The organism is Mariluticola halotolerans, from assembly GCF_021611515.1.
Lineage (GTDB): Bacteria > Pseudomonadota > Alphaproteobacteria > Rhizobiales > Devosiaceae > Mariluticola > Mariluticola halotolerans.
Window position 1 is genome coordinate 1,201,450 of the sequence record NZ_CP090960.1, and the last position, 25,062, is coordinate 1,226,511.

24 protein-coding genes and 1 tRNA gene are annotated in these 25,062 nt (G+C 57.5%); 11 read left to right on the plus strand and 14 right to left on the minus strand.

The genetic code is table 11. The features are described 5' to 3' along the window. Window positions 1-14: 14 nt before the first annotated feature. Entirely contained in the window at window positions 15-2,627 is a 2,613-nt protein-coding gene (locus L1P08_RS05800; RefSeq protein ID WP_303619056.1) for a hypothetical protein, read from the plus strand. Next, window positions 2,627-4,081 (plus strand): hypothetical protein, encoded by a 1,455-nt coding sequence (locus L1P08_RS05805; RefSeq protein WP_303619057.1) that lies wholly within the window; start codon window positions 2,627-2,629, stop codon window positions 4,079-4,081. Before L1P08_RS05800 ends, L1P08_RS05805 begins: the two co-directional genes overlap by 1 nt. A gap of 534 nt (window positions 4,082-4,615) precedes the next feature. Here the strand turns inward: L1P08_RS05805 and L1P08_RS05810 are convergent. Beyond that, window positions 4,616-4,691: transfer RNA gene (locus tag L1P08_RS05810), tRNA-Lys, on the minus strand. A 176-nt stretch (window positions 4,692-4,867) separates the two neighbouring features. On the opposite strand from L1P08_RS05810, the gene L1P08_RS05815 reads away from it, so the two are divergent. Further along, window positions 4,868-5,707 carry a mechanosensitive ion channel family protein gene (locus tag L1P08_RS05815; protein WP_303619058.1) on the plus strand — a complete coding sequence of 280 codons (840 nt, stop codon included), beginning with the start codon at window positions 4,868-4,870 and terminating at the stop codon, window positions 5,705-5,707. Between the two features lie 54 nt (window positions 5,708-5,761). On the opposite strand, the gene msrA is transcribed toward L1P08_RS05815, so the two are convergent. From msrA to L1P08_RS05840, 5 genes are all read right to left on the minus strand, one after another. Next, complete coding sequence (msrA, locus tag L1P08_RS05820; RefSeq protein ID WP_368077126.1) at window positions 5,762-6,379, minus strand: peptide-methionine (S)-S-oxide reductase MsrA; 618 nt, start codon at window positions 6,377-6,379, stop codon at window positions 5,762-5,764. 198 nt (window positions 6,380-6,577) lie between these two features. Continuing rightward, window positions 6,578-8,146: a 2-isopropylmalate synthase gene (locus tag L1P08_RS05825; RefSeq protein WP_303619059.1), complete on the minus strand. Its 1,569-nt coding sequence runs from the start codon at window positions 8,144-8,146 to the stop codon at window positions 6,578-6,580. Between the two features lie 361 nt (window positions 8,147-8,507). Then, window positions 8,508-8,936 carry a HemJ family protein gene (locus L1P08_RS05830; RefSeq protein WP_303619060.1) on the minus strand — a complete coding sequence of 143 codons (429 nt, stop codon included), beginning with the start codon at window positions 8,934-8,936 and terminating at the stop codon, window positions 8,508-8,510. An 86-nt stretch (window positions 8,937-9,022) separates the two neighbouring features. After that, window positions 9,023-9,919, minus strand: a complete 897-nt coding sequence (locus L1P08_RS05835; RefSeq protein ID WP_303619061.1) for a PhzF family phenazine biosynthesis protein — start codon at window positions 9,917-9,919, stop codon at window positions 9,023-9,025. Between the two features lie 65 nt (window positions 9,920-9,984). After that, window positions 9,985-10,479, minus strand: a complete 495-nt coding sequence (locus L1P08_RS05840) for a heme-degrading domain-containing protein (protein ID WP_303619062.1) — start codon at window positions 10,477-10,479, stop codon at window positions 9,985-9,987. Window positions 10,480-10,839: 360 nt separating this feature from the next. Here L1P08_RS05840 and L1P08_RS05845 point away from each other — a divergent pair, with 360 nt between their 5' ends. After that, the gene (locus L1P08_RS05845; protein WP_303619063.1) at window positions 10,840-11,916 is read left to right on the plus strand and encodes a sensor histidine kinase; all 1,077 of its coding nucleotides are present in this window, start codon (window positions 10,840-10,842) and stop codon (window positions 11,914-11,916) included. 81 nt (window positions 11,917-11,997) lie between these two features. Continuing rightward, the gene (locus L1P08_RS05850) at window positions 11,998-12,366 is read left to right on the plus strand and encodes a hypothetical protein (RefSeq protein ID WP_303619064.1); all 369 of its coding nucleotides are present in this window, start codon (window positions 11,998-12,000) and stop codon (window positions 12,364-12,366) included. Between the two features lie 67 nt (window positions 12,367-12,433). Here the strand turns inward: L1P08_RS05850 and ilvC are convergent, their stop codons facing one another. The 3 genes from ilvC to arsC all read right to left on the minus strand — a co-directional run bounded on the left by ilvC (window position 12,434) and on the right by arsC (window position 14,841). Further along, entirely contained in the window at window positions 12,434-13,453 is a 1,020-nt protein-coding gene (ilvC, locus tag L1P08_RS05855; protein WP_303619065.1) for a ketol-acid reductoisomerase, read from the minus strand. A 45-nt stretch (window positions 13,454-13,498) separates the two neighbouring features. Beyond that, window positions 13,499-14,131, minus strand: a complete 633-nt coding sequence (locus L1P08_RS05860; RefSeq protein ID WP_303619066.1) for a TetR/AcrR family transcriptional regulator — start codon at window positions 14,129-14,131, stop codon at window positions 13,499-13,501. 311 nt (window positions 14,132-14,442) lie between these two features. Beyond that, entirely contained in the window at window positions 14,443-14,841 is a 399-nt protein-coding gene (gene arsC / locus L1P08_RS05865) for an arsenate reductase (glutaredoxin) (RefSeq protein WP_303619067.1), read from the minus strand. A gap of 199 nt (window positions 14,842-15,040) precedes the next feature. Here arsC and L1P08_RS05870 point away from each other — a divergent pair, with 199 nt between their 5' ends. From L1P08_RS05870 to L1P08_RS05885, 4 genes are all read left to right on the plus strand, one after another. Then, the gene (locus L1P08_RS05870; RefSeq protein ID WP_303619068.1) at window positions 15,041-16,162 is read left to right on the plus strand and encodes an NADH:flavin oxidoreductase/NADH oxidase; all 1,122 of its coding nucleotides are present in this window, start codon (window positions 15,041-15,043) and stop codon (window positions 16,160-16,162) included. Between the two features lie 162 nt (window positions 16,163-16,324). Next, window positions 16,325-16,603 carry a hypothetical protein gene (locus L1P08_RS05875; RefSeq protein ID WP_303619069.1) on the plus strand — a complete coding sequence of 93 codons (279 nt, stop codon included), beginning with the start codon at window positions 16,325-16,327 and terminating at the stop codon, window positions 16,601-16,603. A gap of 121 nt (window positions 16,604-16,724) precedes the next feature. Then, complete coding sequence (locus L1P08_RS05880; protein WP_303619070.1) at window positions 16,725-17,651, plus strand: ABC transporter ATP-binding protein; 927 nt, start codon at window positions 16,725-16,727, stop codon at window positions 17,649-17,651. Continuing rightward, window positions 17,648-18,409 (plus strand): ABC transporter permease, encoded by a 762-nt coding sequence (locus tag L1P08_RS05885; RefSeq protein ID WP_303619071.1) that lies wholly within the window; start codon window positions 17,648-17,650, stop codon window positions 18,407-18,409. Before L1P08_RS05880 ends, L1P08_RS05885 begins: the two co-directional genes overlap by 4 nt. Window positions 18,410-18,502: 93 nt before the next feature. Here the strand turns inward: L1P08_RS05885 and L1P08_RS05890 are convergent, their stop codons facing one another. Continuing rightward, entirely contained in the window at window positions 18,503-19,084 is a 582-nt protein-coding gene (locus L1P08_RS05890; RefSeq protein ID WP_303619072.1) for an NADPH-dependent FMN reductase, read from the minus strand. A gap of 64 nt (window positions 19,085-19,148) precedes the next feature. On the opposite strand from L1P08_RS05890, the gene L1P08_RS05895 reads away from it, so the two are divergent. Then, window positions 19,149-19,577 carry a winged helix-turn-helix transcriptional regulator gene (locus tag L1P08_RS05895; protein WP_303619073.1) on the plus strand — a complete coding sequence of 143 codons (429 nt, stop codon included), beginning with the start codon at window positions 19,149-19,151 and terminating at the stop codon, window positions 19,575-19,577. 15 nt (window positions 19,578-19,592) lie between these two features. On the opposite strand, the gene L1P08_RS05900 is transcribed toward L1P08_RS05895, so the two are convergent. Both L1P08_RS05900 and L1P08_RS05905 read right to left on the minus strand, forming a co-directional pair. Continuing rightward, a complete protein-coding gene (locus tag L1P08_RS05900) occupies window positions 19,593-20,351 on the minus strand; it encodes a pyridoxine 5'-phosphate synthase (RefSeq protein WP_303619074.1) in 759 nt (252 codons plus the stop codon). 69 nt (window positions 20,352-20,420) lie between these two features. Next, window positions 20,421-21,401, minus strand: a complete 981-nt coding sequence (locus tag L1P08_RS05905) for an NAD(P)-dependent alcohol dehydrogenase (protein WP_303619075.1) — start codon at window positions 21,399-21,401, stop codon at window positions 20,421-20,423. Window positions 21,402-21,506: 105 nt separating this feature from the next. On the opposite strand from L1P08_RS05905, the gene L1P08_RS05910 reads away from it, so the two are divergent. Continuing rightward, window positions 21,507-22,403: a LysR family transcriptional regulator gene (locus tag L1P08_RS05910; RefSeq protein ID WP_303619076.1), complete on the plus strand. Its 897-nt coding sequence runs from the start codon at window positions 21,507-21,509 to the stop codon at window positions 22,401-22,403. Between the two features lie 4 nt (window positions 22,404-22,407). On the opposite strand, the gene ilvN is transcribed toward L1P08_RS05910, so the two are convergent. Then, entirely contained in the window at window positions 22,408-22,962 is a 555-nt protein-coding gene (ilvN, locus tag L1P08_RS05915) for an acetolactate synthase small subunit (RefSeq protein ID WP_303619077.1), read from the minus strand. A gap of 21 nt (window positions 22,963-22,983) precedes the next feature. Continuing rightward, a complete protein-coding gene (locus tag L1P08_RS05920) occupies window positions 22,984-24,744 on the minus strand; it encodes an acetolactate synthase 3 large subunit (RefSeq protein ID WP_303619078.1) in 1,761 nt (586 codons plus the stop codon). Window positions 24,745-25,062: the final 318 nt, after the last annotated feature.

Here is a 25,062-nt window from a genome sequence, read left to right on the forward strand (position 1 = left end):
TGCTTGCCTTTGCAATGGAGCGGGATGATCACGCCCCATCATTTAGGGCTCTACTGCCGAAAATCGTGGAATGGCTAAAGAATGAAGCACCAAATTTCCAACGCTGGGGCTGGTATTGGATCATCAAGGCGCAGAATGGAGACGAAGGCGACCTGCTTACCTGCACAACGCGCCAATGGGTCATAGACTCCCTTGTCGAAGGGTGGCCACCTGATCAGATCATTGAGATTCTTTCTCGGGCTGAGGAATTGGCCTTTTCGCACGATGACTATGTCCGCACCACCGAATTACGCGCCCTCAAAACACGGGTGGACAACGGCCCTGAGTTTCAAGTTCAGCAATTTGGTGACTTCTCGGAAGTGGCGATACGGGCTGCCTCCAACATCGAGAGCGTCGTGTTCTCGGCCGATCAGCTTGGCTCACTCGGCTCCGACGAGATTGTTACGCTTGTTAAGACGGTGCCAGATCGCACGTCAGATATAATCGAAGACGCCTTCGAAGAGCTGCGTCGGCGAGTTAATCTTTGGATAGAGCTTCGCCATCATCCTGATCGTGATTTCGAACTCTTGGTCCGCCACTTTCTTGAGATCGCCGCAATATTTCCGCAGACGGAGTCCGCACGCGTAATTGAATTCCTCAAAGGATTTCGGGTCGACGCAGCACGAAACAGTTCCTTCAGGACATTTGTTTTTTGCCTTCGTAAAGAGCAGCGAGCCGATCTCCTCATCCAGGCGGCAAAGTCACTCAAGGCAAAGAATGATCTTTCCTGGCGATTTCACATTGAAGAGGCCCTCGTCATCGTGGCTTCTGCGACGGGACAAGATGTCTCCCGCACCTACTCACCACGCTCAAAGGTCAGCCCACTTCTTTCGTGTTGGCGCCATTTCCATAAATCGACAGACAAACAGCGCCAAACGAGCCTTCCAGACCCAAAAGGCCCGATCCGTAAGGACTACGAATACGGCCGCAATCCAGATGTCGAAAGCTACTTCGTTTCTGTCTTCTTCACTGCACTTTCGAACTATCTCAATGGCCACGAAATCAGCGGCACTCCTCCTGAAGGCTGGGTGGGAACGGTATTTCAATGTCTGACGACTTTGGCCAAAGATATCGCGGCGGGGCGCGCGCAGCTGTCTTTCGCTGCGCCTTATTACGCCGCGCGTGAAATTGAGCCGGTTCGCCGCGGCAGTCTCGCGGACCCGGAGGGCACGCAGTATTTTTCCTTCGTTCATGCACTCCGTGAAATCGCGATAGGGCTGCATGCCGTTAAAAGCCCGGCAGGTCGCGTGCTGAAAGTGTCTCCCGACGAGTTGCGCAGGGCTCGCGCTTCGAAACACTGGGATGAAGGTTCGTGGATGGCAGCACAAATCGAGAGCAACCTTCCACTGCTTGAATCTTCGCTGGCGCGGATCGCATTAGATGCGGCGGTGGCCGACGAGGCGCGGACTATCACCGAATTCAACCAAAGGGCGGACCGATGGATCGAGCTTTCACAGTATGCGCTACTGTATGATCTGCCGGCGAAGTCTCTCCTCGCCCGAGCGGCCAGCTGTCTCATCGGTTATGGATGGCGAAAAGATCCTTGGATATATGATGTGCTCGATACTATCGAAGATATCCACGTGATGGCGGGTGTTGACGTGACTCCTTTGCTCGAGAAGATTGTCTCCATAGTCGAGCAGATTACAGAATTCACTGACGGCAAGGGCACAAATCACGCGAGAACCGCGCTCATCGAAACTGTCGCGCGGGTATGCCCTGAGCGGCTGATACATTTCTATTCGCATCATATCGCACAAGATGAGTACCACCTCGCAGAGGCCGTGCTGGAACAGCATATCAAGCTGGTCGATTTCGCTACGCCCGACGTGCGTGCGCTAGCTCGAACTCTTGTCGAGTTCAAAGACATTGCCGCCCTCGGTAAGCGCGGCAATGCAGAAGCGAAGGCCCTTGCAAAGCAACAGGTTCGACTTCTGGGCGGAATGCCCACCGATCACACCTATCATCCTTCAAACAGCTCATCCGACATTTCGAGAGTCGACGCCCCTGATGCGACGAAATACAAGGTGTCCGAGTTTGCAAAGCTGGTGGAGGATTTGGGAGACTATAGGATAGATTACAAAGACCAGCGAGCGGCGGCGAGGTTATGGTTGCATCACTGGGGCGCAAAAGGCCTCTCGAAACAGGCACTTGAGGCAATTCGTACATATTCTGATGGCGAAAGCTATTCCAGTAGTATCGCCGAGGAAGTGCTCAATGAGGCATTTGAAGTGAGCCTCGAGGTGGAGGAGCGCGAGGAGTCATACCGCTGGCTGGTTCGTGCCCATATCGCGCGTCATGGCTGGCAGACGAACTGGACCTCTGAGGAAGAGATCAATCGCCGACTTGAAGCCGCCGCAAAGCATTTCCCAGAAAGATGGAAGGAATACATTCGCGATACCTCCGACCGAGCTCCCTACTGGAAGCGCTTGGGCTATTCTTTTGCGATCGGTTTCCGCTATCTCGTGCGCTTTTTGCTCCTCGTCGGGCAGAAAGATCTGGCGATCAACCTGACGAAAAACTTCGTCGAGATCTTAGTATCCGAAGTCTCCGACCAACCTATCCCACCTTGCGCTTGGTTCAAATGATGGACTCAGCGCGCTTCATTCTCGAGAGGCTCAATTGGCCGGTTCGGTTTGCAAGGCTGCAAGCAGCTCGTGAATATGCGAAGTTGCTTGGCGATCCGTCCTTCGGAGCGACCGCGCTTCAGACCTATCTGTCCTGGCTCGGAGAACGACGAACAGAAAACGAGACTTGCTCAGGGCTGGCCGTTCTATTGACGGCTGACAGTAACCACCTTCCGAGCCTTAGCACCCTCACCAAAAAAATCGCGTGTCCGTCTATTCTCGCCGACTTCATACTGAAAGAGGTCTACGGACCGCTCGCCTCTCTCGACGATTGGGCATCTCAACACTGCGATGAAGTACCCCCTTCGTTCGAATCGTCCGAGTACTTCTTGCGCAACCGAACATCGCAAGTTCCATCGTCACTTGGCGACGAACTGACGCGCTTGGAACAGATGTCTAGTCTCCCCTTTATGAGGCAATGGGGATTCGAATGGGAAAACACGAGAAGTACTACCGACGCTCCTCACTCGGGGTTTCCCTACCATTTTCTCGAAACTTCTTTGGAAAGGTCAGGCGTGTCGGTACAGATCGATCAGCGTCAGGGTGATATTTATCGATCAGCCTATTTGCGAACACTGCATTGCGCGGTTGACCTTTGGGGCATGCCGCTGGATGTTGCCTATACGGCAGCTTCCAAATGCTTGCCGCTCAATCGCGGTCTCGTAGACATCGAGCGCGTTGACCGGCCCCATTGGCTAGGCGCGCTTCCAGACTTGTGCGCGGATGAAGATACTTCGCTTGAGCCTGTCATACGCGAAATTCTGAAGGCAGGAACAGCATCCGGATCTTTGGTTCCCGTGCACATAAAGACGCCACTCTCCCTGAGCATCGCGGAATTCTCGTCACTCACGGTATCCTGTACGCTTCTGAGCGACGATTATATTCCGCTTCCCGAAACCGACATAGCAGACCTCGGCGGTTCAGCTTGGGAGCTCCCTACCGGAACGCTGTTTTTTGGGCAACCAAGCCAGCTAAAAGCCGAGGACCGATTCCGGCCGGCAGCTCAAGGCAAATGCCTTCCGTTGTGCGTCGAAATTTTCCCGTTCCCGTTTGGCTACTGGCTCGGCGATCTGTTCCACTTGGGCTTGAGCCTTCCCGCAAGCTACGCTTTTTCTCAACCGATTTCGTACCGCTGCGCGGACGGCGGGATAATCACAAAGGTAGGACAACAGCCTGTTGGGCGCTGGACGACATGGAACGATCACTGGACCAACCTTTACCCTAAGGGTGGCAATAGCCGATGTGGTTGTTTGAGCGAAATGCGGAGAGATGAGGTCGCTGCTGCAGCACATCGCCTTGGGCTCAGGGTGGGTTGGACTGCAGACATCAAGATATGGCACCGCGAGAAGAGCTATGGAGATCTGATGTTATCTCGCAAGAGCGTCCACTTCTTCGATGATGGTGAAATTGTGTGACGCGCCGCTGGAGTAGACTATTCACATTGACCTCAGCCATATTTTGGCAAAGCAGCGTTTCAGATTTGTCGTGTCGTGCCCTCGGTATGCTTCGCGACCGATTTGGCCATCAAAGCCGACACCTTTGCAACTTGTTTGAGCTTCTGCTTGGGTTCGAAAACTGACTTTGGGCCAGTGTCCGCTTTTGGAGCATTGGTGACGTTGGTCCGCTTTGCAGCGAACGTCCGCTTCCCGCCCAATATAGTCGTTCGCCAGCAACCCATGACGGCTGCTTTGGGGATGAGACGGTCAGAAGGGAAGAGCTAACCCAGACCACCGGTATCGGCGCACTGCAAACAACCGATACACCAAAAATCCGCCACGTCAGCTGTGTAGTGCACGGTGCAGAGCCTACTCAACTGCATTCATGACTTAGGCTGGTGCGAATTCCCCAAATTTGCGCTGTAGAGGCAGGAATAATTTTTCCAGCTGGACGTCATTTGGACGTCACTTTATTTTTCGGGATTCGCCAAAACGCTAAGTCATTGAAATATTTGGTGGGTGAGTGGGGGCTCGAACCCCAGACCCGCTGATTAAGAGTCAGCTGCTCTACCAACTGAGCTACACACCCAAATCCCTGCCATTTTCAGCCATTACACAAAGTGCGTGGCCCCTGCTGGCGCGGAAGATGGGCCTCTCTAGCAAAGCTTGGAACACCTGTCCACAAAAAGCTCGGCACTTTTAATAATGTGCTGGTTTGATAGTATGAATAACCAGTTCTCACCGGAAACTCAGGAACCAGCCTTTATGCAAGCCGCCGAACTCTATTCCGTTTCGTCCGAATGGCTCATCAACAATGTGGCCTCGCTCGCAACGGCGATCATCATTCTTGTCGTCGGCTGGACAGCCGCACGTTTTGTGGCGGGAATGGTCACAAATTTGCTGCCCAATGCGCGCGGCGTTGACAAGACCATCGCCCCCCTGCTCGCACAAAGTGCCCGCTATGGCATTCTGATTTTTACTGTCGTTATCGCCCTCAGCCAGCTCGGGGTGCAAACCACTTCGGTGCTGGCCGTTCTGGGTGCGGCCGGCCTTGCCATCGCGCTGGCCTTGCAGGGCACGCTGTCCAACGTGGCCTCAGGGGTTATGCTGATCTGGCTGCGGCCGGTTTCAACCGGCGAGTATATTGATGGTCAGGGCGTGGCCGGCACGGTGGTGGAAATCGGCCTGTTCGGCACGCGGTTGCGCACGGCGGACGGGGTTTATGTGTTTGTGCCGAATTCGCAGCTGTGGAATTCCGCCATTACCAATTACAGCCGCGAGACCCGGCGGCGCATCGATTTGCGGGTAGGCATTGCCTATGACGCGGATATTGCGGCGGCCCGCAAGGCGATGATGAAAATCGCGACAGGCGACAAGCGCGTCCTGCCCGACCCGGCGCCCGTGGTTTATGTCGAAACCCTCGGCGACAGTGCCGTGACCATGCTGTTGCGCCTTTGGGTGCCGACGTCGGACTACTGGGATGCGCTGTTCCAGTTCACCGAAGAGGCGAAACTTGCCTTTGACAAGGCCGGCATCGAAATTCCGTACAACAAGCTCGACATCAACGTTGTGCAGGCGGAAGCTCTCCTCACACAGAAGCAATAAACAATGGCCCCGGCCGCTTTCAGGCGCGCCGGGGCTGCTTTTGCTGACGCTATTCTAGTGTTTGATGCCGAGATAGGAATTGGCACCCCACACGTCGTCGACCCGCTGATTGCGCCCGCAGGACAGGCGGTAGAAATTATAGCGCACCGGGTTTTTGGTGTAGTAATCCTGATGGTAATCTTCTGCCGGATAAAAGGTCGCCACATCGAGAATTTCGGTAACGATCGGCGCGCTGATTTCGCCCGCAACCGCCGCCTTTGATGCTTCCGCCACTTCCCGCTGTTCGGGTGTCACAAAAACTGCTGTGCGATAGCTGTCGCCCCGGTCACAGAACTGGCCACCGGCATCGGTTGGGTCCACCGAATGCCAGAAGGCGACCATCAATTCATCATAGGTCACCTTTGCAGGGTCATAGGTGATCTCGACCGCCTCATAATGGCCGGTGCCGCCCTTTGTGACATCCTTGTAGGTGGGGTTTTCCAGCGTGCCGCCGGTATAGCCGGAGATCGTTGCGAGAACGCCATCGACATGGTCAAAATCGCTTTCCACGCACCAGAAACAGCCGCCCGCGAAGACCGCGGTCTTTGTGTCCGCAGCGCCGGCCATTGCCGTGTTGCCCATCACCATGGCCGCGGCTGTGCCCCAGGCCATCAGTCCGTTTCTGATTGTCATCACTTCACTCCGGATCGTTTTGTGCCGTCATTGGCGCTTTTCTTGATCTGTGCAGGAGTAACGGGGCAACACAATGGAAGTTTCAGCCATCTCACGGGCTTGTGTTGGACCGGGCATCAAGTGTGAACGCCCCGGTATATAAAAAAGGCCCGCAGGCGATCACCAGCGAGCCTTTAAATCTGTTCGGGGCCTTGAGGCCTATCCGGCCAGCGCGCCCTGTGCCGAGGCTCCGCGCTCGACCAGCAAGCGGTTATAGGCATTGAGATAGGCGCGGGCCGAGGCGACCAGCGTATCCGCTTCGGCGGCATTGCCCGAGACGATGCGGTTGTTCATTTCGAGACGCACATGAGCATTGGCCTGCGCGTCCGTGCCGCCCGTCACCGCATCGACACCATAAAGCACCAGATGCGGGTCAGCTTTGACGGCTGTCTTGATGGCATTGAAAATCGCGTCGACCGAGCCGGTGCCCTCAACGCTGACCGTGCTGTTTTCGCCATCGATGGACAAGGTCATGTCGCAGCGGTGCACACCGCCGGTCTTGGAGACAACTTCCATGTCGACCAGCCGGATACGGTCGGAGGCAGAACCCACTTCATCATCGACCAGAGCGACGATATCAGCGTCATAGACGTGCTTTTTCTTGTCGGCCAGATCCTTGAAACGCTGGAAGGCTTCCTGGAACTGGTTGTCACCCAGATCATAGCCCAATTCCTTCAACTTCTCCTTGAAGGCATGGCGGCCTGAATGCTTGCCCATGACCAGGGAGGTCGATTTGATGCCGACGCTTTCCGGGGTCATGATTTCATAGGTTTCGGCGTTTTTCAGCATGCCGTCCTGATGAATACCGCTTTCATGGGCAAAGGCGTTCTTGCCGACAATAGCCTTGTTGTACTGGACGGGGAAATTCGCCGCCGCTGCCACGACCTTGGAGGCGCGGGCCAGATGGGTGGTTTCGATGCCGGTATGATAGGGCAAGGCATCGCCACGGGTGCGGATGGCCATAACGATCTCTTCAAGGGCCGCATTGCCGGCGCGCTCGCCCAGACCATTGATGGTGCATTCAACCTGCCGTGCACCGGCACGGACACCGGCGATGGAATTGGCCACGGCCATGCCCAGATCATTATGGCAATGAACCGAGAAAATCGCCTTGTCGCTGTCCGGCACGCGCTCGATCACATCATGGAACAGCTGATAATAATCCTGCGGCGTCGAATAGCCGACCGTATCGGGCAGATTGATGGTGGTCGCACCTGCCTTGATGGCGGCTTCCGTGCAGCGCACCAGAAATTCGGTCGGGGTGCGGGTTGCATCCATCGCCGACCATTCCACATCATCGATGAGGTTGCGGGCATGGGTCACTGTCTTCGTGATGATCTCGATGACCTCGTCCTCGGTCTTTTTCATCTGGTGGGCCAGATGGATCGGCGAGGTAGAGACAAAGGTATGGATGCGGCCGCGCTGGGCGTGGCGCACGGCTTCCCCCGCCCGGTCAATATCGGCGATGATGGCGCGGGCCAGACCGGCGATCACAGATTTTTTGGACCGGCGGGCGATTTCGGCAACGGCCTCGAAATCGCCATTCGAGGCGATGGGGAAACCGGCCTCGATAATATCGACGCCCATGGCGTCGAGAATTTCGGCGATCTGCAGCTTTTCCTGATGCGTCATCGTTGCGCCGGGCGATTGTTCGCCGTCGCGCAATGTCGTGTCAAAAATGAAAACCTGATCGGTATTGCCCTGGGGCGCGGGTGTTTCGGTCGTCATGGTCGTTTCCTGATCAAACGGCTTTGAAGCAGAAAGCTTCGCGGCCGGACAAATTCAATGTTCGGCAAAAGACGTTATCCCCTACACACCCGCTCGCATCGCGAGCCGCCGGTGCCTAGGGGCCGATAAGGAGGAGGAGAAGTGCCGGAAGGAGCAACAGACCGAGCGCAATAAGCTGTAGACGCAGCGAGTTGTTCTCGCTCCGTGCAATCGCTATCGCTTTGGCTCGTCTATTCTGCATCAAACTTCCCTAGTGTGCTAAACGGCACCTTGTGACCCTAAGATGCGCGAAAATATACGGTTCTGCAAGCCCTTGAAGCGCTGTGCCGCAGTTTGGGTTAAATTTTCCAGTCTGTTGTCGTCACGCAAAGGCAAACACAGCGCACAGAATAACCCCCAACCCGGCCACAAGGTTGATGCGCCCGGCCATTGCCGCACGAGAGCTGGCGCCCACATCACCACCCACGAATTTGCGGTAGGCGGCAGACCCCATGCCGATTGAAGCACTGAGAATGACCACGAGAATCATTTTTGCCCAGAACCAGCCCGAGAGCCCCGCAACACCACCATATTTCAGCCAGACCGTCAGCAGGCCGGTGATCCACAAAACAGCCAGCGCCATATTGGCGGTTTTGCTGTAACGGCGCCCCAGAACGAACAGTTTCAGTTTGGCGTCCTCACCTACCTGGCCATAATAGGGCCCAAGCCGGGACAGGGCAAAACCCGAGCCCATGCCGAAAACCAGAGCGGCCAGATGCAGAAAAACCAGAATATTGACGAAAATGTCCATGAAGGCCCCCTCAGTGTTCACGTTTCAAATGGATAGCACCCTTGGGGTTTGAAAGGCGATAAAGTTTTTTGGGTGCCCATCCCGGCTCAATCTGGCAGGTCCAGCCGGCCTTCCGCCACAATCACTGCCGAACCGCCAATGCCGCCATGCACCAGCTTGCGGTCCTCCAGCCCCACCTGCAATTCAATCAGGCTGGGCCGGCCCATTTCATGGCCCTGGCGCAAACGATAACCTGCCTGCCCCGTTTCGTGCGGCCCGACCGCGGCGATCAGGCCAATCAGGGCCGCCGCGGCAGCGCCGGTCGCGGGATCCTCGCCAATACCCATGCCGGGCGCAAACATGCGGGCCGCGAAATCATTGCCGCGTTCTTCCGGGGTTTCAGTGAAAACATAGACCGCGTTGTGGCCGGCGGGATAAACCTCGTTCCAGCCGCGCCGTTCCAGTTTCACCCGGCTGAGAACCTCGGCATTCCTGACAGGCACCAGATAAAAATCCACCCCGGCGGAATAATGCATCGGTGTGGTGTAGGCACCGCAGCCGATTTCATCAGGCGCAATGCCAAGGGTTGTGGCGACATCAGCTATCGCTGGGCCCGGCCCCTTTTCCTCGGGCAATATGGGCAGCTTGAAACGGGCAACGCCGGAATTGCGCGTGACGCGCTCCATGATGCAGGTCACAAGGCCAATCGGCTCTTCCAGCCGCACCGCCGCCGCACGCTGTTGCAAGCCCAGCAGCACCGCCGTGCCGATAGTGGGGTGCCCGGCGAAAGGCAGTTCGATGGAGGGCGTGAATATGCGCAGAGATGCCGTATGCCGCTCAACCAGCGGCTGCCGCACAAACACAGTTTCAGACAGATTGAATTCCCGCGCGATGGCCTGCATCCGGTCGTCGCTCAATCCATCGGCCTTGCCGACAACGGCAAGTTGATTGCCGGTCATTGGCTTGTTGGTGAAAACGTCCAGAACTGTATAGGCAAGTTGCATCTTTATGTCTCCGAAACGGAAAACTCAGGGAAAACCGCTGCGTCTGTCAACCGCAGGCGGCGGTTCTATTGCGGTGGCAGGGCCAGCGCGTCGTGGTCGGCGCCGGTTGCGACACATAGCGCCTCTACCACCAGACCATGGTCATCGCGGCCCGGCAGCCCCGAGACGGTGACCGCGCCAACGACCCCCACCCCTTCCACCGTGATCGGAAAGCCGCCGCCCGCAAACACGTATTTGGAAAAATCGAGTCCCCAATGGGGTTGCATCACGCCCTCGCCGCCCCGTTCCAGCAGCATGCGATAGCTGCTTTTCTGAAACCGGCGGACCACGTTGATCTTGCGGCGCACCCATTCGGCGTTATCGGCGGTGGTCCCCCGCATGGCGAACCAGAATAATTGCCGGTCCCAAAGCCGCACATCTATGGCAACCGCCTGGCCCATGTCTTCTGCACGCGCCTTGATATCCAGTCCGAGCGCCAGGGCAATGTCGGGGTCGAAACCTTCAAAGACCAATTGCTGTTCCTGCGCGATGATGCGCGCGATATCTGTGGCAACGGTCATTATGGTTTCCTAGCTGCGCCCGATTTGCGGCACAAGACCACCCCGCTGCCCGGCAATCAAGCCCTTCTGGCCTGTTGGCCGCGCATTTTTGGCAAAGCGAAATCACTTCGCCCGTTACTTCGCTATCGCGGACGGGCCTGGCGGAAAACATGTCGAAATTTCCAGCGCCGCAAAGGGTACCCACCTGACCTTCAGGGAACAGGGTCCTATTATGACCACTTTGATGGGCCTGAATTCGGGGAAAGCCGCAGAAGCCGTTCATGACGCACTGCACCTAGGCTGCTGTTTGACCTTTATAAACTTGCGCTGTGTCGCCTGCGTCAGTTAAATGTCGCGAGATGAAACTGGAACTCCGCACGCATGGACCAGACTATAACGCCAGCGGCAGATGTCATGTCGCGCGCAGTCGCAGAGCACCGTTGGGAAGATACGCCTCTCGGGCCTATGGCGGAGTGGCCGGCGGCGCTCAAGGTTGCCGTCCGGATGATGCTGAGTTCCCATTTCCCCAAGGCCATCGCCTGGGGGCCTGATCTCATTACGATTTACAATACCGCGTTCTCCCCCATTCTCGGGAAGAAACAAAATGTGCTCGGGTCACCCTTTGCCAAGGTGTGGGCGGAAGTCTGGGATGATCTGGGGCCAATTGCCAAGCGCGCCATGTCAGGCGATGCCACTTTCATCGAGGACTTTCCCCTGGTCATCAACCGCAACGGTTATGACGAGCAAGCCTATTTTACCTTCTGCTACAGCCCGATTTACGATGAGCACGGCAATGTTGCGGGCATGATGGATACGGTCATCGAAACCACATCCAAGGTCGAGACCCAGCGCCGCTCTGATTTTCTGAACCGGGAATTGCAACACCGCATGAAGAACATGCTGGGATCCGTCTCCGCGATCACCAACCAGACCTTGCGGAATGCCGAGTCTGTTGAAGAAGCGCGCGGGGCGTTGCTGCATCGCATTGAAACGCTGGCGACAGCACACAGCAAGATTCTGGAGCGGCAATCTGACAGTGCGGAACTGTTTGAAGTCGTCACCGATGCCCTGAAGCCTCATATCGGCAATTTCAGTGAACAGGTCAGCATGACGGGGCCCAAAATTTCCATCAATGAACGCCAGTCGCTGGCACTGGCGCTAGCCGTCAATGAACTGGCGACAAATGCCGTGAAATATGGTGCGCTCAAGCATACGGATGGCGGCCTGACCATTGAATGGGGTCTGGACGAGGACACCGATACGAAACACAGGTTCTTTTTTATCTGGAGCGAGAATACCGGCCAACCAGTCCAACCGCCTTCCCGTCAGGGTTTTGGCAGCAAGCTGATGTGCCAGATCGTGCCGGTTGATTTTGGCGGCCACGCCCAACTGGATTACACGGATTCCGGGGTCGTTTACAGCTTGCGTGGCAGTTGCGGTGACCTGACTGAGCACTAACAGGGCCACGACCGCCCTTTTGTTGCGGGAACCGAGAGCGGTATAGGCCGTTTACCTCTTGAGCCATCTCAGGAGGACGTGATGCACAATCCACTTGAACAAGTCTATGAGGGCATGAACGTGCTCGACCATACGGGCGACAGGATCGGTACTGTCGACCGGATAAAGATGTCTGACGAGGACCCGGCCAGCGTCGCGGTTGAGCAGGTCGCGCCAAATCCCGTGGACAACAAGCCCGGCGGTCTGATCGCCAATATCCTTGAAACCCTGCACGTCGACCAGGTGCCCAGCGAAATGCATGATGACCTGATGCGACGCGGCTTTATCCGGGTTGATGGCGAAAGCCTTTTTGCTGCCGACCGCTATGTTACCCCGGACCAGATCTCGGAAATCTCCGGCGACAATGTCATTCTGAAAGTGGGCAAGGATGCCCTGATCAGGCGGCGTTAGGCCCATAAGAAAAGCCGCGGGCGCATGTCCCGCGGCTTTCATGGCTGGAAAAATCGCTCCGAACCGACTAGTTGCGGTCCTTGTCGACCAAAGCGCCTGCCTTGATCCAGGGCATCATCTCGCGCAGCTTTGCGCCGACTTCCTCGATCTGGTGGGCGTCGTTATTGCGGCGGATTGCCTTGAAGCGCGATGCGCCGGCGCGGTATTCCTGCATCCACTCGGAGGTGAAACGGCCGGACTGGATGTCAGCGAGAACCCGCTTCATTTCAGCCTTGGTCTCGGAGGTGATGATGCGCGGACCCGACACATACTCGCCCCACTCAGCGGTGTTGGAGATCGAATAGTTCATGTTGGCAATGCCGCCCTGATAGATCAGGTCAACAATCAGCTTCACTTCGTGCAGGCATTCGAAATAGGCCATTTCAGGCGCATAGCCGCCTTCAACCAGGGTTTCGAAACCGGCGCGGATCAGTTCAACCAGACCACCGCAAAGCACAGCCTGCTCACCGAACAGATCGGTTTCGCATTCTTCCTTGAAATTGGTCTCGATGATGCCCGAACGGCCGCCACCAACGCCTGATGCATAGGCGAGACCAAGGTCATGGGCATTGCCGGTTGCGTCATGATGGACAGCGATCAGGCAGGGCACGCCGCCGCCTTTTTCGAATTCGCCGCGCACGGTGTGGCCGGGGCCCTTGGGCGCAACCATCAGCACGTCAACGGTATCCTTCGGCTCAATCAGGCCAAAATGTACGTTCAGGCCATGGGCGAAGGCGATTGCAGCGCCGTCACGGATGTTCGGGGCGATTTCGTCGCGATAGATGTCGGCCTGCAATTCATCAGGGGTCGCCATCATCATCAGGTCGGCCCATTTGGCCACTTCGGCAACGCTCATTACCTTGAGGCCGTCCGCTTCCACCTTCTTGGCGGTGGAGGAGCCGGGGCGCAGGCCAACAGCGATATCGGTAATGCCGGAATCTTTCAGATTCAGGGCATGGGCACGGCCCTGCGAACCGTAACCGATGATGGCAACCTTTTTGGACTTCAACATATTCAGATCGGCATCCCGATCATAATAAACGCGCATTGGTTTCTCCCGTTCTCGCATTCAGATTTATGGGCATGTGCCCGGTTATCCCTTCGCCCCGTAAAGAGCGAAAAACTGCGCCGCGGCCCTTTGGGCATCGGCGTCAATCTCATCAGGCTCAAGGCTGAGCGTATCACCCAGCAAGAGCCGCACCTGCACGTCGCGGACGACCAGGCCGAAAAAGGTGCGAAACGCCTCTTCGCTATCTGCAAAGGCCAAAAGGCCTGCGTCACGTCCCGCTTCCAGTACCGGCTTTAACCGCCGGCCCATGGTGCGCCGGCCATATTCAAGCACCACGCCCCCCAGCCCCGAACTGTCCGAGGCAGCATGGGTGATGGCGATCCGGTTCAGGGCCACCGAAGTGCGCCCGGCCAAGACGGCCAGCAGGTCGCGCCCGAACTGTTCAACGCTTTGGCGCAAGGACGCCGCATCGAGCCGGGCCTTGTCGATCTGCGGCATACGCACCTTGGCCGCCTGCCATTGCACGGTCGCTGACAACAGTCCCTCGCGGTCGCCGAACCATTTATAAAGCGTCTCCTTGGAGCAGCTCGCCTGCCGCGCCACCGCATTCATGGTCAGCTTGTCGCCCACCGACACCAGTAGCGACAGCGCCGCATCCAGCACCTCGCCCTGACGCGGGGTCAACTCATGTCCGGCAATGACGGTGTCAGTGCTCAAGCCAAATTCCTCAGGATCAGGCAGCGCCCAAGCGCCCAAGCGCCCGCCTGTAAAACATGTTCAAAAGGGAAAGCCCTAGGGTCGAAACCGCACCGCCGGGCCAAGCCCGCCGCACCGTTTCAACCTCGAAGGACAAACCCCTCCCCGGCAATCCCCCGCGCTCTTTATGGCCCGGATGCTTGCCAAATTTTACCGTACCGTACGTTACGGTTCGGCAAATTGCAAGCGGGATTTTGGTACAGGCAAGGCGTCAGCCCGGTGGCGGCTGATTGCTTGAGAGGATCGTCGTTTACAACCGATGCATCAGGCGGTCAGCCAATGACTTCGCCATCTTCCTTCACAAATCGCCCGATATCGGGATTGGGCAGAATATCGAGCACCGCTTCGGAAGGTCGGCAGAGTTTTGTACCTTTTCCGGTCACCACAATCGGCCGGTTGATGAGAATCGGATGCGCCATCATGAAGTCGATCAGTTCGTCATCGGACCACTTGTCGTCCCCCAGCCCCAGTTCGTCATAGGGCGTGCCCTTCTGGCGCAACAGGGCGCGGGGGGAAATATCCATCGCCCCGATCAGTTCGACCAGTTTTTCGCGGCTGGGTGGCGTTTCAAGATATTCAATCACCTCCGGTTCTGTCCCGCTCTGGCGGATCATGGCCAGTGTATTGCGCGAGGTGCCGCAGGCGGGATTGTGGTAGATGGTGATCGACATAACTGTTCCCTGAAACTTTATGATGCGAAGCTTACGATTCAATACATGTCAGATAAATGACAAGAGACATTGTTCTTGCAGGCGCTTGTCGCACTCACTTCAATGTGAGAATTTTTCTTTCATCGGTACTTGCCGATGAAAGATTAAAGGCGCAGGTTTAGGTCCCTCCTCCCAATACCTGTCCCAAGGCAATTTCTACATGTCCCATCTATTCTCCCCTTTCACCCTGCGCGCACTCACCCTGAAGAACCGCACGGTGGTGTCGCCCATGTGCCAGTATTCCGCAAAGGATGGCTTTGCCGATGATTATCATCTGGTGCATCTGGGGCGCTTCGCGCTGGGCGGGTTCGGTCTGGTGATTGTGGAAGCGGCGGCGGTCAGTGCCGAGGGGCGGATTTCCTATGCCGATATCGGTATTTATGACGATGCCCATATCGACAAGCTCAAGCAGATTGTTGATTTCCTGCATGCCCAGGGTGCCGCTGCCGGCATTCAGCTGGCCCATGCCGGCCGCAAGGCGTCGACAGCTATTCCCTGGCGGCGCGGGGTTGCGGAAACCGAGGCCGAGAAAATCGACTATGCCTATGCCGACTGGACGCCGGTTGCCCCCAGCGCCGTGCCCCATGCTGAAGACTATAAAACGCCTGATGAACTCTCGGTGGACGGCATCAAGGCCCTCGTGCGCAATTTCGCGGAGGCCGCACGCCGCGCCGGGGAAGCCGGGTTTGATGTGGTCGAAATTCACGGGGCGCATGGCTATCTGATCGACCAGTTCCTCTCGCCGCTGGCCAATAAACGTACCGATGAATATGGCGGCAGCCGCGAGAACCGGATGCGGTTTGCGCTGGAAATCGTCGACGCTGTGCGGGCGGTCTGGCCGGCAGAAAAGCCGCTATTCATGCGCTTCTCGGTGCAGGACTGGCATCCCGATGGCTGGCAGGTTGAGGATTCGGTTGTGCTGGCGCAGGAAGTGCAAAGCCGTGGTGTCGATCTGATCGATTGTTCCTCGGGCGGTTTTGCCGGCGCGCAGATCGCTACAGGCCCCTCCTATCAGGTGCCCCTGGCGGCGGCTGTTCGCTCCGGCGCGGATATTGCCACCATCGCTCTTGGTCTGATCACCGAACCGGCGCAGGCCGAGGCGATTATTGCCGAGGGCAAGGCGGATCTGATCGGGCTGGCCCGCACAGCCCTTGATGATCCCAACTGGCCATTGCACGCGATACACGTGCTTGATGATGAGGAGACCGCCTATGCGCTTTGGCCCAAGCAATCCGGCTATGCCGTACGCGCCAAGGACCGGACGCTGGGTGGGCGCCGCTGAACCATTTTCCGCTTCTGGGCCGGTCATCCTGTCCAGCGGCGGCAGCGCGGCATCAGGGCGCTAGAAACCTCTCAGCCATGATCACAATTCCACCGCATTCGCGGTGGAATCAATCATGCTGTCGCGCTCGAAACCGGTAGCGCTTTCAGGCTGTTTTACGAAATGTCCCAGTCATCTGATTCCATCCCCTCGGCCCTGCACCGCCCTCTTACCCTCTCTGCCATCGCACTGGCGCTGCTGGTGTCCCTGCCCGAATTATTGCTGATCAATCTTGAGCTTTGGGCCACCGTTGCAGGAGCTGTTTGGGCTTTTGGCGGGCTCATTCATTTCGGCGAGCCGGGCTATATCGCTGCCGCCATCGTGTTGGGGCTGCCAGCGCTTTGGGCCAGCACACAGACCGTACGGCTGGCCCTTCAGGCCGAAGACACGCCAAATACCTGACACGCCCTGACAGGAGTTGTCAGCACTTGCACCTGCGCCCGCTTGACTTCAGGCGGGCGGACCACCACCTATTGCCGACTTCCCGCCTTTTGTCCGCAAATCAGGATGCAAAATCATTTCCATGCAACCCATTATTTCGATTCAGAATCTCTCCAAGACCTATGAGGGCGGCTTTCAGGCATTGAAAGATGTCAGCCTTGATATTCAGCCGGGCGAGATTTTTGCCCTGCTCGGCCCCAATGGTGCCGGCAAAACGACCCTGATCGGGGTCACCTGCGGCCTCGTCAATCCTTCCGCCGGCCAGGTCACGGTTGGCGGCCACGATATCATCAAGGATTTCCGCGCTGCCCGCTCCCAGATTGGGCTGGTCCCGCAGGAAATCTCGCTCGATATATTCTCCACGGTCTGGGATACCGTCGCCTTCAGCCGGGGGCTGTTCGGCAAAAGTGCCAACCCGGAATATATCGAAAAACTGCTGCGCGATCTCAGCCTCTGGGACAAGAAAGACAGCAAGGTCATGGCGCTTTCGGGTGGCATGAAACGGCGCGTCATCATCGCCAAGGCGCTGGCCCATGAACCCAAAATCCTGTTTCTCGACGAACCCACTGCCGGGGTCGATGTGGAATTGCGCCAGGGCATGTGGGAAGTGGTGCGCAAATTGCGCGAGGCCGGGGTGACGATCATCCTGACCACCCATTACATCGCCGAGGCCGAGGAAATGGCCGACCGGGTTGGCGTGATTGCCAATGGCAAGCTGGTGCTGGTCGAAGACAAGGCCGAGTTGATGCGTAAAATGGGGCGCAAACAATTGACCCTGCACTTGACCGAACCGCTCAGCGCCCTGCCCGAGGGGCTTGATGCAGGCGCGGTTGCCTTGTCGCAAGATGGCAGCGTTCTCACCTTTGACTACGACACCAAGGCCGGACGCACCGGTATCACCAGCCTGCTCGCCACGCTCAGCGCGGCCGGCATTACCTTCAGCGATCTGGAAACCAAGCAGAGTTCGCTCGAAGAAATCTTTGTCGACCTGGTGGGAGAGGCCAAATGAACTATCAAGCTATCGCAACCATATACAAAGCGGAAATGGCCCGTACTGCCCGCACGCTGGCGCAATCCATTCTCGCACCTGTCATTTCGACCTCGCTCTATTTTGTCGTTTTCGGTGCCGCGATCGGCACCCGCATCGAGGAGATTGACGGGGTCAGCTATGGCGCCTTCATTGTGCCGGGCCTGATCATGATGATGCTCCTCATGCAAAGCGTCTCCAATGCAGCGATCGGCATCTATTTCCAGAAGTTCACCGGCACGATCTACGAATTGCTGTCAGCCCCCATTGCCGCGCCGGAAATCGTGCTCGGGTTTGTGGGTGCGGCGGCAACCAAGTCGATCATTCTCGGTGCGATTATTCTGGGCACGGCGGGGCTGTTTGTGCCGCTCGAAATCCAGCACCCCATCTGGATGATTGCCTTTCTGGCACTGACCTCGATCACCTTCTCGCTGTTCGGCTTCATTATCGGCATCTGGGCCGACGGGTTTGAAAAACTCAACATCGTCCCGATGTTGATCATCACCCCCCTCGCCTTTCTCGGCGGCAGCTTTTATTCGATCTCGGTGCTCCCGCCCTTCTGGCAGACGGTGACCCTGTTCAACCCGATCGTTTATCTGATCTCCGGTTTCCGCTGGAGCTTTTACGGCATTTCCGATGTCGATGTGACGGTCAGTCTTGGGGCCATCGCCCTGTTCATGGCGATCTGTCTTGCCATCGTGTTCTGGATTTTCAGAACCGGTTACAAGCTGAAAGTCTGACGCTTAACAACACGCATTAAAAAAGACCGCCGCATGGTTCACATGGGGCGGTCTTTTCCGTTCTACGGACTGGGAGGTCCGTTCGTGCCGAGCCTAGCCTGCGTTGCGGGCCGTCTTGAGGGCATTGCCCCACCAGCTCAACTCGTTCAGCATGTCATTGGCGCCCGGCAGCAAGACTTCTTCGATATCGGCAATCTCGCCATTGGCACCCATGGGGTGGACCTTGAAGAATTCCGAACCGCCGATATGCACGCCGGCGCGGACCGGTGCCATCTGCAATTCAACATTGATCAGGCGCAGATGTTCGATAGCGCGTGTTGCGCCCATCGCACCGTAACCAAGATAGGCTGCGGGCTTCTTGTTCCATTCCTTGTAGGCCTGATCGAGTGCGTTCTTCAAAGCACCGGTGATCGAGCGGTTATATTCGGCGGTAACAAAGATATAGCCGTCAAACTCAGCAATCTTGTTCTGCCACTTCACCGCATTTTCGTCAGTTGACGGCATCCAGAGATTGGAAGCTGCTTCGTTGAAGAACGGCAGGTTGTAGTCGCGCAGATCAACCATCTCGACCTCAAGGTCGTCACGCTTGCTGGCGAGATCAAAGATCCACTGGGCGGGTTTGTCAGCAAAGCGTGTGTCGCGGGTGCTGGAGATAATGACTGCAATCTTAAGCATTGGAATTCGCTCCTGGTGTTGGTATACGTTAGTAACTAGGTGAATTATGAATACCGGGAACAACATGCAAGACGGCACTTTTTTGAAACACGGTCACGTTGAGGTAACTGAGGCACCTGAACCTTCGCAGCCCTTTGAGGTCAATCAGGACTGCGCCCTGGTCAGCGACCTGCTGTCCCGGATTGGCGACAAGTGGAGTATTCTGGTGGTTGCGCTGCTCGGAAACGGCAAAATGCGCTTCTCGAAGCTACGCCGCGAGGTGGGTACGATCTCGCAGAAAATGCTGACGACGACCCTGCGCAATCTTGAACGGGACGGTTTTGTTGAACGCACTGTCTACCCAACGATACCGCCGAAAGTGGAATATGAGCTGACCGAATTGGGGCGTGATTTGTTGTGCCCCGTTTCAGCGCTCGGCCGTTGGGCAAAAGCCAATGCGGAACAGGTGCAGACTGCCCGGGAACGCTTTGACGCGGAAAAAGACAAGAATTAGCCGGCGTCGGGCAAATCAGCCCGCCAGCACATCCCGATAACGCCGCACCGCTTCGGCAAATCCCAGTACCAGCGCGTCCGCCGTGATGCCGTGACCGATGGACACTTCATCGACCCCTGACACAGCAGCTACAAAAGCGGGCAGGTTCTCGAGGGTCAGGTCATGCCCGGCATTGACGCCAAGTCCCGCCCCGCCCGTGCTGGCGTTATGCGCGGCGCTTTTCGCAGCGCTGGCCGTTGCGGCGAGCGCTTGCAAATGCATTGCCCCCTCCGGCAGCCGGAAGGTGGCACCATAAGGGCCAGTATAGAGTTCTACGCGGTCCGCACCGACAGCAGCTGCCAGCGCCGGGACGCCCGGATCTTCGTCGATAAACAGGCTGACGCGGATGCCCAAAGCGTGCATCCGGGTGATCGAGGTGGTCAGCAGCTCTTCATTTCCGCCAATGTCCCAACCATGATCGGAGGTGGCCTGTGCCGGGTCATCGGGCACAAAGGTGACCTGATGCGGCTTGACCTTTTCAACCAGCGCCAAAAAATCGTTAGACGGGTAGCCCTCGATATTGAATTCCGCTTCGGGATAATCCCTGAGCACCTCGTGCAGTTCAAACACATCGGTGCGCCGGATATGACGTTCATCGGGTCGCGGGTGCACGGTAATGCCCGCAGCCCCCGCATCCAGCACCAGCCGGGCGATGCCGGTGACGCTGGGCCAACCCACATCGCGCCGGTTGCGGAGTTGCGCCACGGCATTCAGATTGACGGAAAGTTTGGTCACGGCAGGGTCCCGAAAAAAGCAACGTTCTGCAACGGGTATAGCCGGGTTCTTGCCGCTCTGCCACCTGCCCTATGCGGTTTCCGGCGTCATGGTGACCACAACTGTGCCCCGGGCGTGACGTGTCTCAACCCGTTGATGCGCGGCCACAATGTCGGCAAAGGCAAAGCGCTGGTCAATCACGCCGCGCAAGGCACCGGCATTGATCAGTCCAACGAGAATTTCCAGATCACTTTTGCTGTCGCCCGACACGCTGAGCAGAATACGTTTGTGATCGACATAGCGGGCCCACAAGGCCTGGAACATGGTTTTCACACCGAATTCGAGAGGCAGATAGATGCCGTTTTTCTTCAGCACCCGTTTGGCCTCGCCATAGCGGGTCACCCCGGCCGCATCGAAAATCAGGTCATATTGCGCTGAACCTTGCGCATAATCGTCCCGCGTATAGTCAATCACGTGGTTCGCGCCGAGATCACGCACCATATCGATATTGCCCGTGCTGGTGATCGCGGTCACCTCTGCCCCGAAATGGCGGGCGAGTTGTACGGCATAACTGCCGACGCCGCCTGACGCACCGGCCACGAGCACTTTCCAGCCTGGCTCGATCCTGGCGATATCCCGCAAGAACACCAGCGCGCACGCCGCGCCGAACGGAAGGGAAGCCGCTTCCGCATAGCCGAGGTTTTCAGGTTTTGCGGTGATCGCCTTGTCGGCATCAATCGCCACATATTCGGCATGGGCGCCGCTGCCGGAAAAGCCGAATACCGCATCGCCCATGCGCAGGCCTGTCACCTTCTCCCCCACCGAGACCACACGGCCGGAAAAGGCGACGCCAAGCACTTTGTTGCGGGGGGCGAACAGGCCCATCATCAACCGGCCCACCAGCCACAAGCCGCCGGGAAAGGCCGAGGCGCGCAGACGCCAGTCCGCCGTGGTCACCGGGGCGGCATAGACTTGCACCAGAACCTGTTCATCCCCGATCTCGGGGCGTGCCACATCCTTGATCTCGATGCTCTCGGCGGGTCCATAATTCTCGTTTACTGCGGCTTTCATTCTGTCTTTCCCATACGTTCGTGTTTCAAAAACTGACGACAGATATATTCATGCGTTTTTGCGCGGTAAATTGACGAAACATCTTCATATGATATGCGTATACGCATGGATTGGCGCAATGTGAAATTCGACTGGAACCGTGCCCGCGCGTTTCTGGTCACCGCAGAAGAAGGTTCCCTGTCGGCGGCGGCGCGGGCCATGGGCATGACCCAGCCCACGCTGGGGCGGCAGGTGGATGCGCTGGAAGCCGAGCTTGGGGTGATCCTGTTCGAGCGTGCCGGGCGCGGGCTGGTTTTGACACCGAGCGGCATTGAATTGCTCGATCATGTGCGCGCCATGGGGGAAGCTGCGGGGCGCATGTCGCTGGCCGCCTCCGGCCAGGCACAAAGCATTGAAGGCTCGATCTGCCTCACCGCCAGCGAAATCGAATCCGCCTATTTGCTGCCGCCGATCATTGCCAGATTGCGCCAGAAAGCGCCGGGAATTGAGGTGGAAGTTGTCGCCTCTAATGCGGCGATGGATTTGCGGCGGCGGGAGGCGGATATTGCGCTGCGCAGTTTCCGCCCCACCCAGCCGGACCTGATTGCCAAACGCCTCAATGACCAGAATGCCCGGTTCTATGCCACCCCCGCCTATCTGGCGCGGATCGGCAATCCGGCGACACCGGCGGATCTCAACCGCGCCGATTTCATCAGTTTTGAGGCCAATGACCAGTATCTCAATGCGATCAACGGGCTGGGGCTGACAATTACGCGCCAGAACCTCACCGTCATCACCGCCAACCATTGCGTGCATTGGCAGTTTGCCCGGCACGGGGTTGGCATTGGCATGGCACCAGAAAAAATCGGCGATGCGGACCCTGATGTGGTGCGGGTATTGCCCGATCAGATAAAGCCGATGACTTTTCCGATGTGGCTGACGACCCACCGCGGGCTCAACACGTCGCGGCGGGTCAGAATGGTGTTCGATTTTCTCGCAGAGGAACTTAGCGCCAGCGGTTAGGCGCTTACATCCGCTCCGGGCCGCGCGAGATGGCGGCGAGGCCTGTGCGCACCACCTCGACCATGCCAAGCGGCACCATCAGGGCGATGAACTGCTCGATTTTCGTCGCCTTGCCGGTGATTTCGAACACAAAGCTCTCGGTGGAGGCATCCACCACCTGGGCGCGGAAGGCATCGGCCAGACGCAGGGTTTCCACCCGGTTCTCGCCCTTGCCCGCCACCTTGACGAGCGCCAGTTCGCGCTCGAGCGGATTGCCCTCGGCGGTCAGGTCATGCACCTTGTGGACAGGCACGAGCCGTTCCAGCTGCAGCTTGATCTGGGTCAGCACTTTGGGGCTGGCCACCGTCACAACGGTGATGCGGCTCAGGCCCTTTTCATGTTCGGTCTCTGAGACCGTCAGGCTATCGATATTGAAGCCCCGCGCGGAGAACAGCCCGGCTATACGTGCGAGAATGCCCGGCTCGTTATCGACCAGCACGGAAAGAGTGTGCCGTTCGACCGCATTGGTGTCCTTGGTGAGAAAATAGGCCGATCCGCTCGGCTGAAGATGTGCGTTCATCGTCATTACCCTTTCAACGCCCTAAACGAGCATCTTGCCTTTTTCATCGATGATATTGCCGATATCGGCGGTGTCCGGCAGGATCATTTCATTATGCGCCTTGCCCGATGGGATCATGGGCAGGCAGTTTTCTTCTTTCGACACACAGCAATCGAACAGGACCGGCCCGTCATAATCGAGCATTTCCTGGATGGCTGCATCCAGCTCTGCTGGGTCCTTGCAGCGAATGCCCTTGCCGCCAAAGGCTTCCGCCAGCTTGACGAAATCGGGCAGGCTTTCCGAATAGCTCGAGGAATAGCGCCCGCCATGCAGCAATTCCTGCCACTGGCGCACCATGCCCATATATTCATTGTTCAAAATGAACACCTTGATGGGCAGGCGATACTGAATGGCGGTGGAGAATTCCTGCATGGTCATCTGCACGCTGGCTTCGCCGGCAATATCGATCACCAGCGCATCACGATGCGCCACCTGCACGCCGACTGCCGCCGGCAGGCCATAACCCATCGTGCCCAGCCCGCCGGAGGTCATCCAGTGATTGGGTTTTTCAAACGGGAAATACTGCGCCGCCCACATCTGGTGCTGGCCAACTTCGGTGGTGATATAGACATCCCGGTCCTTCGTTGCCGCCGCCAGCCGCTCAATGGCGAATTGCGGTTTGATCACCTCGTCCGAGGGTTTGTATTGCAGCGATTTGACCGCGCGCCACTTGTCGATCTGCTTCCACCAGGGAGCCAGCGCCGCTTCACGCGATTCATTGGTCTTGGTGCGCCAGATGCGGATCATCTCTTCAAGCACGCGATTGCAATCGCCGATGATCGGCAGATCAACCATCACGGTCTTGTTGATCGATGAGGGGTCGATATCCACATGGATCTTGGTTGAATTGGGCGAGAACGCGTCAATCCGGCCGGTGATCCGGTCGTCAAAGCGCGCGCCGATATTGATCATCAGATCGCAATCATGCATGGCCATATTGGCCTCATAGCGCCCGTGCATGCCCAGCATGCCCAGCCATTGCTTGCTGGATGCGGGGAATGCGCCCAGCCCCATCAGGGTCGAGGTCACGGGAAAGCCGGTCAATTCTGCCAGTTCGCGCAGGTTTTCCGAGGCTTCCGGCCCGGCATTGATCACGCCACCACCGGTATAAAACACCGGACGGCGGGCGCGCAGCATATAATCAACCGCCGCTTCAATCGCGTCGAGATCGCCATCCATCCGGGGATGATAGCTCTTGTGGCTGGTCAGATTGGCCGGCTTCACATATTCGCCCATGGCAAACTGCACATCCTTGGGGATGTCGACAACAACCGGGCCGGGCCGGCCGGAACCGGCGATATAAAACGCCTCATGGATGATGCGCGGCAAATCCTCGACCCGCTTCACCAGATAATTATGCTTGGTGCAATTGCGGGTAATACCCACCGTGTCGCACTCCTGGAACGCGTCCGAGCCGATCAACGGGGTGGGTACCTGGCCGGTAATGCAGACCATGGGAATGGAATCGAGCAGCGCATCGGTGAGACCGGTCACCGCATTGGTGGCCCCGGGACCGGAGGTGACAAGCACCACGCCGACCTTGCCGGTGGAACGGGCATAGCCCTCTGCCATATGGGTTGCGCCCTGCTCGTGCCGCACCAGAATGTGTTCAATCTGGTCCTGCTGGAAGATCGCGTCATAGATGGGCAATACGGCGCCACCGGGATAGCCGAACATGTGTTCGACCCCCTGATCCTGCAAAGCCTGGATCACCATTTCCGCGCCGGTCATTTTCTCGGCCATTCTGCCGTCTCCTCGTTTCCTAATTCACCCTCATTCAGAGGAAGCGACAGGCCGCCATTTTCAAATGACGTGGGTGACCCCTGTGACTTCCGTTCCCAACCCGATCTCCAGACGTTTTAGCGGCTCTGGAATTCAGGGCAATAAAAAAGGCCCCCTGTGGGAGCCTTGCACGCGCATTACCGTCCGCAGGGATTATCAACCTGCGGCGCCAATGCGCTCCATAACGACTACGAGAATGTCAAACCGCATTTTCGGTTCCTCGATTAAAATTCAGGACTGGATTGTTAAGCGGGAAATTGGATGGGGTCAAGTCAGATC